Below are 16,365 nucleotides of genomic sequence, written 5' to 3' on the forward strand. Positions count from 1 at the left end.
CGTAACCACAGGCATGAAACGGCAGAATCTTGCCGATTCAGGGCAGCTGCCGTACTCTTTGGACTACTTCTTGGGCTTTCGGCAGCATTCTGCCGGATTGGAGGCGGTATGAATCGGATGCAGCGTATCGGCGCCGATATCCGTGCTGCCCGCCGCCAATACCGGCTCACTCAGGAGCAGCTCGCCGATCTCGCCGGAACATCGACCCGCACGGTGCGCGATATCGAGCACGGAACCGGGACAACCGGGATCGGAACGGTTGCCGAGGTCGCAGACGTCCTCGGTCTCACACTGGAACTCCGCGGATGACGGACCTGACCCGCCTCCGCACTGTTCGCGCCGCGGACGTCTACAAGTCCGGCCGACGAGCGGCGGCGATGACGAAGAGCATCGACGGAACACTCGAGTTCCGTTACCTTCCCGAATATCTGACTGCATCCGAACGACCGATCGCCACCACGCTGCCATTGACCGACGAGCCGATCCGCACTTTCGGAGGAAGCCTGCCGGCCTACTTCGCGGGGTTGCTCCCCGAAGGACACCGGCTGTCGGTACTGCGACGGGCGGTGAAAACCGGCCTCGACGACGAACTCACCCTGCTACTGGCGGTCGGCACCGACGCACCCGGGGACGTGCAGGTGATACCTCGTGGAGAACCTCTGGTCGAGGTTCCGGCACTCGTCAGCGGCGAGTCCCCTGCCGATCTGGACTTCACGGACTTGGTGGAGACGGTCGACCCTCATGCGCTGCCGGGTGTGCAACAGAAGGCCAGCACGTCCATGATCAGCACGCCTCTCGCGGCCGGTTTCGGACGGTTCGTCCTGAAACTCTCGCAGGATGGGTTTCCGCATCTGGTGGAGAACGAAGCGCTTCACCTGGAGGCGGCGCGGTTGCTCAAGGTTCCCGTCGCCGCCGGGCAGTTGATCACCGACCGCGCAGGCACGTCCGGATTGCTGGTGCGACGGTTCGACCGTGTCGAGCGGGGCGGCGAATGGACTCGCCTGGCGTTCGAAGACGCCACACAAGTAATGGGAATCCCGCCTGCGGGGAAGTACACAGTGGACGCGATCGAAGCCGTCCGGGCACTCGCGGCCGTGGCGCACGCACCGCGCGTCGCCGTACGGAACCTGTACCTGCAATTCTTGTTCGCCTGGCTCACCGGGAACGGGGATCTACACGCCAAGAACCTCGGCGTGCTCGAAGCTCCGGACAATCGCTGGGCAATCGCACCGATATACGACATCCCCGGCACACTGATCTACGACGATGATTCGATGGCACTGCCGATAGGCGGCCGAACCCGCAAACTGAAGGCACGCGACTGGATCGGCTTTGGCGCCGAGATCGGCCTACCCGACCGTGGCGCAGCCTCCGCGCGCGCCGTCGCCCTGCGCGCCGCGGCGGCTGTCGACTACGGCCGGCTCCCTTTCACCGGCTCCCCGGTCCGACGAGTGGAACGTGAACTGGGGTTCCGCCGCAGCGAGTTGCAGCGGCTGTAACGTCGATCGCGGCCGCTGCAAGTCCTCAGGCGAAACCGCGGAACACACCGTCCGGATCGGCGGCATCGGCGAAGTCCTGGAAGTCCATATTGGCGATGGACAGATTGTTTTCGATGCCCCACATCTCCGACGGGAGGATTCGGACCGTCCGGCCGCGTTCGTGACCGGTCTCCTCCGGGCCGGTGTCGACAGCGAGGATCGGGTGTTCGGGGTCGGTGAGAGTGACGGTGTCGGCGAGGAAAGCGAAGTAGGTCGGCCGGTCACCGATCTTGTCGAGCAGTGCATCGATCGACAAGCCCTCGTTCTCCGGATTGTCGATACAGGTCAGCGTGGCGACGAATTCGGCCTCCTCGCCCGCGCCGGGGGCCATCGCCAATGCGGCCACGATCCGCCACGCCTCGTCGTCACCGAAGTCGGTCCGGATGAACAGCGACACGTCGTCGTCGAGGTGGTCGTCCAGGCTGCGCCCCGTGCCGAGCGCTTCGGTGAGTTCCGCACCGGCCCGCGCGGCCGCATCGGCCGGGATGTCCTCGCGGTCCTGTCCGGCACCGTCCGGCGAAACGATAGAGGCGATGATCCGTTCACAGTCGAGCGGGGACAGTGAGATATCGCTGCGGATCTCGAATGTCCAGGGACCGAGGGACTCTCGGTGGGCTACCGGTGTCTGCCTCACCGAGGGTTCCGGCTCGGGTTCGCCGGTATCGGTATGCCACTGGCGCAGGGTGAACGACATTCGGCGATGGTAGAGCACCGGCCCGACACCCGGCGGACGCTCCTGGCGTACCAGCGTTCCCCTTTCCGGCTACTGCCTGGGGACCGCATCCCGTCGATATACGGGCCGTAGCAGCCGGTGTGCGGAGTGTCCGGAGGGCGGCCCCGAACAGGGCATCTTATTGACAGTCCAATCAGACTGTGAAAGCGTGCTCGGCACCGACGCCGCCCAGATTGGAATACCGAGATGACCTTCGCCGGTAATACGGTCGACTACGCAGTACGCGACCATCGCGCCTACCTCACCCTGAACCGCCCGGAGCGGCTGAACGCGATCACCGGCGAGATGGCCGGGGAGATCGGCGCGGCCGTCGCCGCGGCGAATGCCGACGATTCCGTGCGTGTCATCGTGATCCAGGGCGCCGGGCGCGCCTTCTGCGCGGGCTACGATCTGAAGCTCTATGCCGAAGGCGGCGAAGAACATCAGGGTGCGGTCTGGGATCCGATCAAGGACTTCCGGATGATGAAGGCCAATACCGACCACTTCTTCTCGCTCTGGCGCTCGGCCAAGCCGACCGTCGCCAAAGTGCACGGTTACGCGGTGGCGGGCGGCAGCGATATCGCCCTGTCCTGCGATTTGGTCGTGATGGCCGAGGATGCCCGGATCGGTTACATGCCGGCCCGGGTATGGGGCTGCCCCACGACCGCGATGTGGGTGTATCGCCTCGGCGCCGAACGTGCCAAACGGATGCTGCTCACCGGTGACACCATCGACGGGGTCCGGGCCCGGGAGTGGGGGCTGGTCATCGATGCGGTACCGGCGGCCGAACTCGACACCGCGGTAGAAGACCTCGTCGACCGGATGGCCGGGGTCCCGACCAATCAGCTGGTCATGCAGAAGATGATGATCAACCAGGCATACGACAACATGGGCCTGCAAACCACCCAGAACCTTGCCGTCCTCTTCGACGGCATCACCCGTCACTCCCCCGAAGGCCGCTGGTTCGTCGACTTCGCCCAGCAACACGGCTTCGATGCCGCGGTCCAGTGGCGTGATACCGGTCGTTTCATCCCCGACGGCGGCGGCGATATCCCGTCCGACGACGAAATCGGCCGGATGAAACGCGAACTCGACGAGAAAGCGGCCGCCACGGCGGAGCGCGGCCGATGACCCCGCTCACCCGATCCGTATGGCCGATCGACATCAGCAGTCCCGTGCTCGAGCTCACCGTGGGCGGACTGCTCCAACAGGCGGCCGCCGAGGCACCCGAACGGCTCGCGCTCGTCTCGGTCGCGCCCGACCGCGACGACCGCACCTGGACTTACGCACAGTTGCTCGACGATGCCGAACGTGCGGCAGCCTGGTTGCTCGACCGTTTCCGGCCGGGTGAACATATAGCCGTATGTGCGCCGAATGTCCCCGAATGGCTCGTACTCCAGTACGGCGCCGCCCTCGGCGGCCTGGTGCTCGTCACGACCAACCCCGCTCTGCGCGGATCCGAACTCGAATACGCGCTCGACAGGTCACGCGCGGCCGGTGTCTTCCACACCGACAGCTTCCGCGGCACCGATATGGCCGTACAGATCCGCACGGTGCTGCCCGCAGTGCCCGCGGTCCGGGAATCCATTGCCTTCGAAGGCTGGCTCGACGAGGTACGCCGCACCGAGAAGCGGGCGCAGTTACCGGTTGTCGATCCGCGGTCGGCCACCCAGATCCAATTCACCTCCGGCACCACCGGCCGGGCGAAGCCGGCGGTACTCGCGCACCGGTCGATGGTGACCAACGCCGCGTTTGTCCGTGACCGCTGCGGCGCCTCTCCGGGAGCGATATTCGCCACCGCGCTGCCGCTGTTCCACACCGCGGGCTGCGGTCTGGCCGCACTGGGTTCGATGTACCAGCGGGCCACGCTCGTTCTCGCCGAGATCTTCGATCCCACCACAATGCTGACGGCGATCCAGGATCATCACGCCGAGATCTACGGTGGCGTGCCCGCGATGCTGCACGCCTTACTCGCGCATCCCGGACTTGCCGATTTCGACCTCGGTGCGTTGCGGGTCGTCATGTCCGGGGGCGATGCCGTCCAGCCTGCCCTGGTCGACGCCTGGGCGAAACTCTGCGGCGCCGCGACCAGCGCGGTCTACGGTCAGACCGAACTCGGGCCGATCGTATGCCAGACGAGTCCGGCCGACAGCCACGAGGACAACCGGTTCACGGCGGGCCGGCCCCTGCCCGGAGTGGAAGTGTCCATCGTCGATCCCGGCACCGGTGCGGTGCAGCCCCTCGGGGTCGAGGGCGAGATCTGTGCCCGCGGGTACCAGCAGATGATCGGTTACCTCGATATGCCCGCCGAGACCGCACAGACGATTGATGCCGAGGGCCGGCTGCGCACCGGCGATCTCGGGACGATGGACGCCCGCGGATACATCCGGGTCACCGGACGACTCAAGGATATGATCATCCGCGGCGGGGAGAACATCTATCCACGCGAGATCGAACAAGCTCTGGTCGCGCACCCCGCGATCGCCGACGCGGCTGTGCTCGGCCTGCCCGACGAGATCTGGGGCGAAAGTGTGGCCGCCGTGGTCCGGCCGGACCCGGCAACGCCGGCCCCCACGCCGGCGGAGCTGCACGATTACCTGCGGGAACGACTCGCCCCGCACAAGACTCCCAAAGCCTGGTACGTCGCCGAGAGCTTTCCCGTCAACGCGATGGGCAAGCTCCAGAAATTCCGGCTTCGTGACCAGATCGCCGACGGCCGGCTGGAAACATTGTGAACCGGAAGCCCGTGCGCGCCGAGCACGGTGGAGATTCGGAGCGGCCGCCTTCCGCGCCGCCGGCGGCGCGCGCGGCGATTCCGACCCGTAAAGAGCAGCATGCGAGAACCCGTGCGGCGCTGCTCGACGCCACGATCCGATGTCTGGTGGAGCACGGCTACGCCGGGACGACCACGCAGCGGATCCAAGAGGCGGCCGGTGTATCGCGGGGCGCGCTGCTCCATCATTTCCCCTCGAAATCGGAACTACTGGTCGCCGCGATCCACCACATCGCCGATATCCGCCTGCGTCACCTCGGTGAAGTCGCCGCCGATCTCGGCGACGGCCCCGAGGCCCTGGCACAGCTGGTGCGGGCGATCCGGTCGGCGATGACCGGACCGCCCTTTCAGGCCGCCCTCGAGCTGTGGGCCGCCTCCCGCACCGATACGCAACTGCGCGAGGCGCTACTGCCGGCGGAGAAACGGCTGGGGTCCGCACTCCGCGCGTTCTTCCGGCAGCATGCGGGCATCGCCGATCCCGAAGCGGCCCGCACCGCCTTCGAATCGCTCATGGCCCTCGTGCGCGGACTCGAACTGACCCGCCTCATGCGCGCCGATCCGACCGTGGCCGACCGGATCGTCGATGACTGGCTGCTCAGCGTGGACCGGTTGCGCGACAGCTGACGGCTATACCGGCCACAGCGGGGGTGACGGGGGAAAGACGACGGGTAGCGCGGTCAACGCGCGATGGAACGCACCGGTACGCCAGGTCAGCTCGGCGGCCGGCACCGCCAGCCGGATCTCGGGTAGGCCGTCGAGCAACTGGTCGATGGCATCCTGCGCGATCAGATAGGCCAGCGAACTCGCCGGACAGACGTGCGGCCCGCCACCGAAGGCCAGGTGCGCGCGGTTGCCCGCATGCTGGTTCGACCCGATCGCCGGATCGGTGTTACAGGCGGCCATACTGATGACGACGGGCTGATGGGCCGGCAGCCAGACATCGTCGATGAGGATCGGCTGTTTCGGGAACGTGAAACAGAAATTCGCCATCGGCGGATCATTGAACAGCACCTCGTCCAGAGCGTCTCGGGTGGACAGGCTTCCGTCGAGCGCCCGGCCCCCGAACTGCTCGTCGGTGAGCATCAGACGCAGCGCATTGACGATCAGATTCTGCAGCGGTTCGATACCGGCCCCGTAGAGCGTGCCCACCTGATTCATGATCTCGGGCTCGGTCAATGCGCTCGAATGCCGCATCATCCGTGTCGTCACATCATCACCGGGTTCGGCGCGTTTGAGTTCGACCAGATCCGCCAGCGATTTCATCAGCGTCTGGGCGCCCTCCTCCGCGCCGACGCCCTCGAACATCGCCGCCATGCCGGCCGCGGCCCGCTGCGCGATCTCGGTGGGACAGCCCAACATCGCGTTCAGCACCGCGAAGGTGAGCGGAAACGCATACTGCCGGATCAGATCAGCGGATCCGTCGCCGCAGAAGGAGTTGATCAATGGAACAGCGATCTGCTCCACGGTCGCGTGCAGACCGAACGGGTCGACCTCGGCCAGCCCCGCGACGATGGCCTGCCGGTAGCGCGCGTGTGCGCGGCCGTCGTTACGCCGTGCGTTCGGCCGCCACTGCATGAGCGGCAGTACCGGGCAATCCGCCGGAATATCGCGCTGCCACATACGCGGATCGGCCGGGAAATGGTCCGGATCACCGAAGATACGCAGTGCGGTGTAATAGCCGATCACCAGCGTCGCGGGCACCCCGGGAGCCACCTCCACCGGAACCAGCGACCCGTACTGTTCCCGCATCGCGCGATAGGTGCTGTGCGGATCGACCGCGAAATCCGGTACATACAGCGGGATCCGTGGGCCGTCGGTACCGGTCGGTGAGCTGCCCGGAGCCCGGGGCAATAGCTGATCGGAATTCGTCACCGGACGAATCCTAGGCACCATACCGGTGCGATATCGCCGAACAGACGCAGTCGTTCCCGGGCGACAGCCGGTTTTCAGCCGAGGTCCGGTGGTGCCAACTCGGCGCCGAACAGGTAGGTGGTGCCACGCGCCCAGCCCGGGGCGCCTTCCCGGACGAAACGGGCCCACGCACCCGTGACCCGGTCGGTGAGGCGGGCCGGGTGTCGTCCACTCAGCATCGGCGCGTGCTGCCAGGCAGCGGAGTTGCCGAAGAGGAAAGGCAGTTCGAGGCAATGGCACGCACCGAACGGGCTCCCCGGAGGCGACCAGTCGAATCGGTAGACCCACGGTGCATTTCGTCGCGCGAGTAGCAACGCGAGTCGGCGTGCGGGCCCCGCGAACAGCCGCTCGGTCACCGCCCGCACCAGCACCGGCTCGCCGGGAGCGAAAGCGGCCGCCTCGTCGCGTGTGGTACCGATCATCAATTCGACCTCACCGCCGTTCATTCCTACTGCGGTAATCGGATCGGCGGAAACCAGGTCGCCGTCGGCGACCAAGCGGAATGGAGGAACGGGTTCGGCAGGGTCGGCGGTTCGTCGCATGACCGTCGACTGGGCAGTAAGGAGCGCGGTGACCGGCACGTCGGCGAGCCGACCGGCGTCACGCGGCGCGATGGCGAGTTCCTCCAGTATCAGCGCACCGATACGTTCGGCCTCGCCCGTTGTCAATGCGTTCATCCCCGCCGGGGTGCTCTGCAGTACGGCTCGCCGGAACAGACCGTTCGCGCGCTCGCCCGCGAGCAAGGTCAGGATCGACAGCGCCCCCGCGGACTGACCGGCGACCGTCACCGCACCGGGATCCCCGCCGAACCCCTCGATATTGTCGTGGACCCAACGCAGTGCGGCCAGTTGGTCGAGCAGCCCGAGGTTACCGGGACTCACCCCCGGCAGGTACAGGAATCCCAGGGCACCCAACCGGTAATTGACGGTCACCACCACGATGTCTCCGCGGGCCGCCAATTCGGCACCGTCGTACCAGGGCAGTCCCCCGGACCCGCTGACGAATCCTCCACCGTGCAGGAAGACGAGCACCGCCCGGGAGCCTCCACCCGGCGGCGTCCAGACATTCAGTGTCAGACAATCCTCGGCTTGCGCGACCTCGACATCACCCATCACCGCGGCCAGCCGTGAGGGCAACTGAGGTGCCGCCGGGCCGGGTCGCACGGCATCGAGGACCCCCGCCCGAGGCGATACGGTCGCCGGTGGCGCGAATCGGGCGGCGCGGGCGTAGGGGATCCCGCGAAACGCGGTAACCGGGCCGGACCTGGTTCCCCGGACCTTGCCGCCGGTGGTGTCGACGATCATCGCGCCGCGCCGAAGAAAAGCCCGCAACCGCACGCGTCCCGGCCGGAAACGAAGAATCCGGTGCCGGTGGTCCGCGTCTCGGTGCCCGCTTCCTCGACGCATTTCCGGGCCCGGCCGATATCGTCGACCACAACGGTCAGCGCCGCCAGATATGACGGCGCCGGCGCGGTCTCACCCGGCAGCACCTCCGGCGCAGCCGACGCGGATACGATCTCGATGCGCGCATTGCCGCGGGTCAGAACGGTCGCCGGACCGGCGGTCTCCGGCGTGACGCCGAGAACATGCTGATAGCGCCCTACGACGGCGTCGAGTTCGGCGTCGGCGACGACGATCAGCAAAGCGTTCAACCCAAGGGCACCGTTCGGGTGGGTCAAATAACGCGGTTGCAGAACGTATTCACGGGTGAGGTGCTGGGCGACACCGATATAGCCCTCGGCCGTCGAGCGCGGATCCAAATGGACAGACCGGGCCCGCAACACCGCCGGGCCGTCCTCGGTGTCGACCGGCCGCTCGAGATCCAGCACCCCGGAAGTCCGCAGCCCGGCCGCGCCCAGTCGCGCGTCGGTACCCTCCGCATCCGCTGTCTCGAAGCTGAGAATCCGCAGCCCTTCGTGCTGCTCCACCATCTGCTTGGTATGCCACGGGTCGGGGGCGGAGTCGTCCACGATGCCGAGCAGCTCGATATACGAATCACCGAACAGCGCACACATATTGGCCGTACAACCCGCCGTCAGTGGGGCCCCCGGCCGCTCGGACAACATATGCCGCGACCGCGGGCTCAGGGTGAACCCGAACGACCGATACGTCGCCTCCATGGTGTCCAGATCGCGATTGACGATCCCGACGTGGTGAAAACCGTTGATGTCGTGTCCCATGGCGACAATCGTCGACCGCCGTCGGCCTACGGCCACGTCATCCGCACGTATACGCCGCAATCCGACACCGGACAGCCCCGCAGCGGCGTATCCGGACACCCGCCGCCGGCGGGCCGCTACTGCCGGTGGCGGCTGCGGTCGGCCGCGAATCGGGCGTTCTGGGCAGAACATCGGTTCAGCGCAACACGCGATTCTGGACACAACACTGAAGCGACAGGGTGTCGCTCAGGAAATCGCGCTGGTACTGCGCAGCGACCTGGAATCCCGTTGCGCGTCGGAGCATCCCCGGCCCCCACCCATCAGGCGCGCGTTGCTCGCATCCTCCAGGCGTCCTTGCACGACACGGCTCAACCCGATCGGCCGGAACTTGCCGGAAGAGGTGACTGCTCTCCCCGGTCCGTACCGCCCGCGCCGAACCAGCGCGGCAGATGTTCGAGCAGATCCTGTTGCTCGTCGCCGACCCATGCCACATGGCCGTCAGGGCGGAGCAGAACAGCAGGTATATCGAGTTCCGCACTGATATCGACGACGTGGTCGATCCGATCCGTCCACCCGGTGACCGAAAGCCGCCCGGTCCGGTCGAGCAGCAGGCCGCGACCCGCGTGCATCAACTCGTAGAGCCGGCCGCGCCCCAATCGCACGTCACGCAGACGCCGGCCGAGCAGCTCGTGCCCCTCACCGAAGTCGTAGCGGATACCGATCGCGACGATCTTCTCGATCAGATAGCGGTTCACCTCCTCGAAGTCCATCAATTCCGTCAGCAGCCGGCGCACCGCCTGCGGACCGGGTTCGGTGGACATCAACTCCGCCTGGGCACGAGTGTTGTCGAGCATGTCGGCCGCCACGGGCCGCCGTTCGCTCTCATAGCTGTCCAGCAACGCCTTCGGCGCCCAGCCGTTGATCTCGGCGGCCAGTTTCCAACCGAGGTTGAACGCGTCCTGGATGCCGAGATTGAGCCCCTGGCCGCCCATCGGCGGGTGGACGTGCGCCGCATCGCCGGCCAGCAGCACCCGCCCGACTCGATACCGCTCGGCCAACCGGGTGGCGTCACCGAAACGGGACAGCCACCGCGGTGCATGCACACCGAAATCGGTCCCGGCGACCACCTGCAGCTGCTGCCGGAACTCCGCGAGTGTCGGTGTCACCGATCGGTCCTCGACCACCTCGGCCGCGGGTACGACGACGCGATACACCCCGTCACCGAGCGGCCCCAGGCCGAACCGCGTCTGCGTTTTACGGATCTCCGCGACGATGGCGTCTATCACGGCAGGATCCTCGGCCGCCGCCATTTCACCCACCAGCGTGTCGTTCTGGGACGGTTCGCCGGGAAAATCGATGCCGAGCAGCTTGCGCACCGTGCTACGGCCACCGTCACAACCCACGAGGTACCGCGCACGCAACCGCGTGCAGTCGCCGAGCTCGACCTCCACCCCGTGCTCGTCCTGACTCAACCCGGTCACCTCACTGCCCCGCCGTATCTCCGCGCCGAGCTCGGCCGCGCGCTCGGCCAGCAAGGGATCGGTGATGGTCTGTGGAACACCGAGCACATAGGCATGCGCACTGTCCAGTTCGGGTGCGGGCTTGGCGATACCGGCGAAGAAGCCCCCGAGCGGATGTTTCTTTCCGACCGCGAGGAACCGCTCCAGCAACCCTCGCTGATCCATCACCTCGATACTGCGCACATGCAGCCCCCGCGACCGGACGAACGCGGGCGGCACCACCTCCCTTTCCAGTACGAGCACACGCACACCATGCAGGCGCAGCTCCCCGGCCAGCATCAAACCGGTCGGCCCGCCACCGGCCACGATCACATCGAACACGAGTCACCCATCCACAAGAGTTCGGATTTGCGCCAGACACCCCGTGCGAGCACCGCATGAACCCCGCATTTCCTCAGGTCCCGGCCTTCGGCGAGATATTCTGCGGCATCCCCCCGGCCTTGCGGCAAGTCCCCCTGTGCGCTATATCTTGAAAAGAGACGGGGAATTCTCACCATTCAGCCTCAATATGAATGAAGCGGGCATTACTTGCCGAAGCAGCTCAGGTGACGTCTGGTTCCACCTCCGGCACCAACCTGCGACACGCACCCCAGAGGCCATCTCTCTGAACATTCCAGGCCACCCGACGTGCATCGGGGCACGTCGCCCCGCCGTGTCGCCATGAGGACGACACCTACCGTCTACTCTCCGGCACTTCGAGACCGCGAGCACCTCGTCAACGCGCTGGTTCAGCATGCTGCCGGTAGAAGGAACGAACATTGGCAGATCGCGAGCTCTTCCCAAGGCAGACCGCTAGTCTTGTGCCGATCGATAATCGTCTGCCGCCCTACGACTTCAGCGATATCCAGCACATTTTCATCAGGGACACCATGAATCTGACTTCCGCCATCGAACGGTTCGACCGCGCCGGGTACGCCACACATATCGCAGAGGCCCACGAGCAGAGGACATTCGTTCAGAAGGCCTTCCCGCTCGATGATTGGCCGACGCTTCCCCTCGAGCGTTACGCGCTCGGCATGAACGGTGAGTCCTTCTGCCGAACATTGGAGTACGGTACTCCGGCACTCGGCAGTATCAGCGGCGGTAGCGCTGCCAAACACATCATGTTCCGGCACCGCACGGGTGAGTGGCGCCTCGCCACCTCGCTCGCGGGAATGTCCGTGGACGAGGCCTGGCAGCACCTGCGAAAACAGTTCGTGACCGCCTTCGAGATCGCTCAGCGTGGAGACTTCGCCGAACTCGACGACCTCGATGTGCTGTTGTCGGGCCCGGCACTGGTGACCAAGTCGCTGGCGACGTATTTCCCGCAACACTTCCTGCCCATTTACAGTGCCGCACACCTGCGCCACTACATCGAGGTCCTGAGGGGAGTTCCCGAGCCCAACGTTCCTGCCTGGCAGGCCAATCGACAGCTCGGTGAACTCGTCTCGAGCCGAGACGAATTCGTCGGCTGGTCGCCGGACGAGGTGGCTCGTCTGCTCTACGAGTTCTTCGACCCCCGCGCACGCAAGCGCCGCATTCTGAAGGTCGCTCCGGGCAACGATGCCCGGCTGTGGCCGGACTGCCTCGCCAATTCACATATCTGCGTCGGATGGGATGAGATCGGCGATCTCACCGAGTACACGAGCGATACCGAGTTGCGGGACGTCATGGACGCCACCTATCCCGAGCGAACCGGCGCGAACCTGTCGAAAGCTCGAAATTTGATCAGCTTCCGTGATCTCGAGGCGGGTGACCTGGTGGTCGCCAACAGAGGGATCGGTCACGTGCTGGCAGTCGGAACGGTGACGGGCGGCTACCGGTTCGACGACGACCGCGCCGAGTACAAGCACCTCGTACCGGTGGAGTGGGACACCACCTATGAGCGTGACCTTCCGGCTAACATGCCCGGCTGGCGGCAAACCTTCGCGAAGGTCACCGAGAAGTTCTTGGCGGAGCTGGAACCGACGTCGAACTCGTCCCAACCTGTCGCGTTCAATCGCGCACTGCCCCAGGATATTGCGCGTGTCCTGGGAGAACTCGAGCGCAAACGTCAAGTGATCCTGCACGGCCCACCCGGAACCGGGAAAACACGGTTGGCGCTGCGGACCGCACTCGCGATGACCGGCCGGTCCGGGTCGATCGACGCACGCGATGAGCGGGACGCGATCAAGGCAGTGCTGGGTACCGACATGGTCCAGCTGGTCACCTTCCACCCTTCCTACGGTTATGAAGACTTCATCGAAGGCTTCAAACCCGACCGGAATCCCTCGACCGACGGCCTACGCCTCACCCTCACCGACGGCCTGTTCCGCGCCCTGTGTGCGACCGCCGAAGCCAGTGCAGACGAGACGTTCCTCCTCATCATCGACGAAATCAACCGCGGTGACCTGCCACGTATCTTCGGGGAGACCATTACGCTCCTCGAATCCGATAAGCGCGGGCTCGAGCTGACCTTGCCGATCAGCGGGCGAAAATTCGCGGTCCCGGCCAATGTCCGGATCATCGGCACCATGAACACGGCGGATCGCAGCGTCAGCCACCTCGACGCCGCGATCCGCCGACGCTTCGCCTTCGTTCCCGTGGACCCGGACCCCGATGCGCTGTCCGGCGCGGTCGGACCGCTGGATCTGGGACAATTCCTGAGCGCACTCAACGCCCGGATCGGTCGCATCCTCGACGCCGACCATCACATCGGTCACGCCTATCTACTGCGTGGCGGAGAGCCGGTGGCCACGGAGGAAGAACTCGCCGCCGCCTTCTACTCGGATATCGTCCCGCTGCTGGAGGACTACTGCATCGGCAGGGTCGAGCTGCTGCGAGAGATCCTCGGCCGGCTCGCCGATAAGGACACCGCACGACCCGCCCAGATCGCCGTCGCCGACCTGCCCGGCGAACTCGCGGCCGAATACATTTCGACGGTGTCCGGTGCCGAAACCTGATCCTTGCCCGCACCATGACAGGGCCCACGGCCTTTGCCGCATCACGCTGCCGGAATACGGCTCGGTGATCGTCCCCGGGGACCATCTCACACTCCATGATCACGCACGGCTCACCGGGGGTGACAAAAGCCGCCGCATCTGCGGGGTTACTCCGCATCGCGACGGCTGGCGAATCACCGCCCGAGAGATTGTCGGTGTGCTGCGCCTGACGCGTATCCACCTGAATATCGCCCCGAAGATGGCATTCACCCGTAACTCATTGCTGCGCTGGACGGCGTATGCGATGAATGTCCCGGTGCCGCACGAAACCACGACGAGGGCCTGGCAGACCGATCGCACCGGCTTCACCGACCTGGTCGCCGCGGCGCTGCTCGCGGAGTGCCGGAGCCTGCTTGGTTACGGGCTCCGGCGTGACTATGTGCGCAACGCACGAATATCGCCGGTACTTCGCGGCCGGCTCGATGTGATGGCCCAGGCCACCAAACGCTACGGGATGCTCGACACCCTGCATGTGCACACCTTCGACCGTGAGACGGACATCTGGGAGAACCGCTTGTGCGGCCATGCCCTGCGGGCAGCCGGCAAAGCAGTCGCCGACCCTCGGCTCGCCCGCGAGCTCATATCCGTCGCCGACGAATTCCCGGCCTCCGGATCAGTCGCGACGGTTCTCCGCGCTCAGCTGAGGGCCCGCTATACCCCGTTGAACTTGCACTACCGTCCCGCCCACCTGTGGTCCGCCTTGATTCTCCGCGGCGGCGGGGTGAGCGACCTGCTCATCGACGCCGGAAACGCCGCGGACAGTCTTCTGTTGGATATGCCGCGACTCTGGGAGAAGGTCGTGGTCCGGCTGACCGCCGACTCGGCACCTGCCTTCGCAGCACCCGTGTCGCCGACCGATCGCTCGAGAATCAAGATATGCGGTGATCTGTCGAACCAGTCATCGTTCCGTCCGGACGTCCTGTTCCGAATGCAACAAGCCGACGGGGACGCCATGCTGCCCATCGATGCGAAGTACAAACACTACCATCGCACCTCGCTGGCCGCGGCCGATCTGCACCAACTCCTGACCTACGTCGCGGGCTATGCGCCCGAGGAGGCACCGATCGCCGCGATCATCCATCCGGCCCCCGAGTCCGGCGGGTTTCGGACGGTGCGCGTCCACGGCAACGGTCGTGAACTCGGCGCGGTGCGAGTCTTCGGTGTGGACACCGACATGCCGCCGGCCGCGGCGACCGAATGGCTCACGACCAAGCTGTGGACCGACGAATGAACACAGTCAGTAGAACAACGTGATCAGATCGCGCGATCTCTTGACCGGCCGCCTTCACCGGGCGGTCGTTCAGGAGCGCTGGTAGATCATGGCGGTGAATTCTTCGGCATGCCGGCCCGATACCTCGAAGGTGACTGTCGTGGGTTCGGCGGGACCATGGTCTCCGATCACCGGGCCGGATATCACCGAGAGGGTGAACTCGCGCATTTCCGGTAAGGTCAGCGCACCGAGTTGCCGCTGCTCCCAGCCTGTCCCGAGCAGCGCCCTGACACCGAACCTCTTACCGACCGACCTATCGTCTGATGGCCGCCACGCTCAGTACTTCGTCGAAATCAGCCCGAGCCCACGCGATACGCTGAACCTGTTGCCTTCTCAACCACGACGATCCCGCGCACGCTAATCTTCACGTTGGGATGTAGCCGAGAACGCCGCAGGCCTCCAGTTTGGTTTGGGAGCAGTTCTACAGTCGTACCGACTGCTCCCTATCAGTAGGATCAAGGAGAGACTCGTGGCCGCGCCGACTGTGATCATCGACCTGTCGCCTGTAGTTCGTCGCGGCGGCAGAAACGATTGGCGTCACGTCGAGATGGTTGTCAGGGCTTGGCGCGAGCAGAAGGACCCCGGCGCGGTCTTTTACGGCATTGCCGACAACAGCCTTAGACACCGCATGGATGGATACGGCAATCAACGCCTCGCAGAGTGGAAGCGGCGCGGCTGTGCACGATCCGTTCCGTATGCCGATTCGGAAGTGCTTGAGCTGGCTGAGGCGAATCCTGAGGCTGTGATCATCACGACGGACTTGTTCCGTGATCATCGCCGGACTTTCCCGTGGCTCCAGGGAAGCACCCGTCTGCTGCAGCCCGTGATCAGCGGACCGAACGTCACGTTTATTGAACTCGACTTCTCACCAATACCTCATTACGAAGTCTCCTGGCGAGCAGAGGAGGCCGACCTGAAGCCGAAGGGTCTGACGACGCCTCAGGCCCGGCGGGCTCTTCTGGACGAGTGGGCGTGCACCGACTCGACCTGTGTTTGGGCTGCAGCGCCCGTCATCGACGATGATCCGCGCTATGAGGATGGTCGAGTCTGCTGCCCCGAGTGCCGCACTCCAGCGCGTAGGGTAGGCGCGCGTGAGAACACGCGCGAGGTCGTCGTGCTTCTCGGGGATGACGAAGTTGACCGAATCCCCATTGCCGAAGGCACATCGCTTTTCGTAGGCCGGGGCAGAGGCGAGGACCGTTACGACGTCCGGGCCATCCTGGACGATCGACACTCCGCGCTTGTCAGTCGCGACCACCTCTGCCTTTCCAACCGGTCCGGCCGTCTTATCGTCGAAGAACTCGGCTCCAGAAACGGCACTGCTCTGATCAGGAAGGGCGGAAACGAATCGCGGCTTCAGCCTGGCGTTCTGCAAACGCTCGAGGCGGCCGATCGGATCAGCCTCGCACGCGACGCGCTGCAGATCCGTCCCTCAGGTCGAAAGCGCGCCCGCGGACGGTACGCCCCCGATCTCACCACTGCACCCTGGCTACTCAATGCAGACGCCGAAAGGAACTGAGCCG

Annotated in this window: 14 protein-coding genes; 8 read left to right on the plus strand and 6 right to left on the minus strand. The window is 65.6% G+C overall.

What is annotated here, in order from left to right; all coding sequences use genetic code 11:
• Positions 1-108: 108 nt before the first annotated feature.
• Together IG75_RS0110940 and IG75_RS0110945 are read left to right on the plus strand one after the other, a co-directional pair.
• Positions 109-309: a helix-turn-helix domain-containing protein gene (locus tag IG75_RS0110940; protein ID WP_030521103.1), complete on the plus strand. Its 201-nt coding sequence runs from the start codon at positions 109-111 to the stop codon at positions 307-309.
• Positions 306-1,499, plus strand: a complete 1,194-nt coding sequence (locus tag IG75_RS0110945) for a type II toxin-antitoxin system HipA family toxin (protein WP_030521104.1) — start codon at positions 306-308, stop codon at positions 1,497-1,499. The genes IG75_RS0110940 and IG75_RS0110945 overlap by 4 nt, the downstream gene beginning before the upstream one ends.
• 25 nt (positions 1,500-1,524) lie before the next feature.
• On the opposite strand, the gene IG75_RS39825 is transcribed toward IG75_RS0110945, so the two are convergent.
• The gene (locus tag IG75_RS39825; protein ID WP_051714480.1) at positions 1,525-2,232 is read right to left on the minus strand and encodes a DUF6924 domain-containing protein; all 708 of its coding nucleotides are present in this window, start codon (positions 2,230-2,232) and stop codon (positions 1,525-1,527) included.
• A 225-nt stretch (positions 2,233-2,457) separates the two neighbouring features.
• Here IG75_RS39825 and IG75_RS0110955 point away from each other — a divergent pair, with 225 nt between their 5' ends.
• From IG75_RS0110955 to IG75_RS0110965, 3 genes are read left to right on the plus strand one after another with little or no spacing between them, the layout of a single operon-like run.
• Complete coding sequence (locus tag IG75_RS0110955) at positions 2,458-3,381, plus strand: crotonase/enoyl-CoA hydratase family protein (RefSeq protein ID WP_030521106.1); 924 nt, start codon at positions 2,458-2,460, stop codon at positions 3,379-3,381.
• A complete protein-coding gene (locus IG75_RS0110960; RefSeq protein ID WP_030521107.1) occupies positions 3,378-4,985 on the plus strand; it encodes a class I adenylate-forming enzyme family protein in 1,608 nt (535 codons plus the stop codon). Before IG75_RS0110955 ends, IG75_RS0110960 begins: the two co-directional genes overlap by 4 nt.
• Positions 4,982-5,647 (plus strand): TetR/AcrR family transcriptional regulator, encoded by a 666-nt coding sequence (locus IG75_RS0110965; protein WP_245713297.1) that lies wholly within the window; start codon positions 4,982-4,984, stop codon positions 5,645-5,647. The genes IG75_RS0110960 and IG75_RS0110965 overlap by 4 nt, the downstream gene beginning before the upstream one ends.
• Positions 5,648-5,650: 3 nt before the next feature.
• On the opposite strand, the gene IG75_RS0110970 is transcribed toward IG75_RS0110965, so the two are convergent.
• The 4 genes from IG75_RS0110970 to rox all read right to left on the minus strand — a co-directional run bounded on the left by IG75_RS0110970 (position 5,651) and on the right by rox (position 10,933).
• Positions 5,651-6,895 (minus strand): cytochrome P450 family protein, encoded by a 1,245-nt coding sequence (locus IG75_RS0110970; RefSeq protein WP_156058818.1) that lies wholly within the window; start codon positions 6,893-6,895, stop codon positions 5,651-5,653.
• Between the two features lie 74 nt (positions 6,896-6,969).
• Positions 6,970-8,238: a carboxylesterase family protein gene (locus IG75_RS0110975; RefSeq protein WP_051714482.1), complete on the minus strand. Its 1,269-nt coding sequence runs from the start codon at positions 8,236-8,238 to the stop codon at positions 6,970-6,972.
• Entirely contained in the window at positions 8,235-9,113 is an 879-nt protein-coding gene (locus IG75_RS0110980; RefSeq protein WP_081876788.1) for a VOC family protein, read from the minus strand. The genes IG75_RS0110975 and IG75_RS0110980 overlap by 4 nt, the downstream gene beginning before the upstream one ends.
• 347 nt (positions 9,114-9,460) lie before the next feature.
• Positions 9,461-10,933: a rifampin monooxygenase gene (gene rox, locus IG75_RS0110985; protein ID WP_051714483.1), complete on the minus strand. Its 1,473-nt coding sequence runs from the start codon at positions 10,931-10,933 to the stop codon at positions 9,461-9,463.
• Between the two features lie 437 nt (positions 10,934-11,370).
• Here rox and IG75_RS0110990 point away from each other — a divergent pair, with 437 nt between their 5' ends.
• Positions 11,371-13,533 (plus strand): McrB family protein, encoded by a 2,163-nt coding sequence (locus IG75_RS0110990; RefSeq protein WP_210436799.1) that lies wholly within the window; start codon positions 11,371-11,373, stop codon positions 13,531-13,533.
• 64 nt (positions 13,534-13,597) lie between these two features.
• Positions 13,598-14,803: an McrC family protein gene (locus IG75_RS0110995; protein ID WP_051714484.1), complete on the plus strand. Its 1,206-nt coding sequence runs from the start codon at positions 13,598-13,600 to the stop codon at positions 14,801-14,803.
• A 69-nt stretch (positions 14,804-14,872) separates the two neighbouring features.
• Here the strand turns inward: IG75_RS0110995 and IG75_RS39040 are convergent, their stop codons facing one another.
• Positions 14,873-15,010 carry a hypothetical protein gene (locus IG75_RS39040; RefSeq protein WP_156058820.1) on the minus strand — a complete coding sequence of 46 codons (138 nt, stop codon included), beginning with the start codon at positions 15,008-15,010 and terminating at the stop codon, positions 14,873-14,875.
• A gap of 301 nt (positions 15,011-15,311) precedes the next feature.
• Between IG75_RS39040 and IG75_RS0111005 the strand changes: the two genes are divergently transcribed.
• Positions 15,312-16,361 (plus strand): FHA domain-containing protein, encoded by a 1,050-nt coding sequence (locus IG75_RS0111005; protein WP_156058822.1) that lies wholly within the window; start codon positions 15,312-15,314, stop codon positions 16,359-16,361.
• Positions 16,362-16,365 lie beyond the last annotated feature (4 nt).

It is taken from the genome of Nocardia rhamnosiphila NBRC 108938, assembly GCF_000720425.1.
Classification (GTDB): domain Bacteria; phylum Actinomycetota; class Actinomycetes; order Mycobacteriales; family Mycobacteriaceae; genus Nocardia; species Nocardia rhamnosiphila.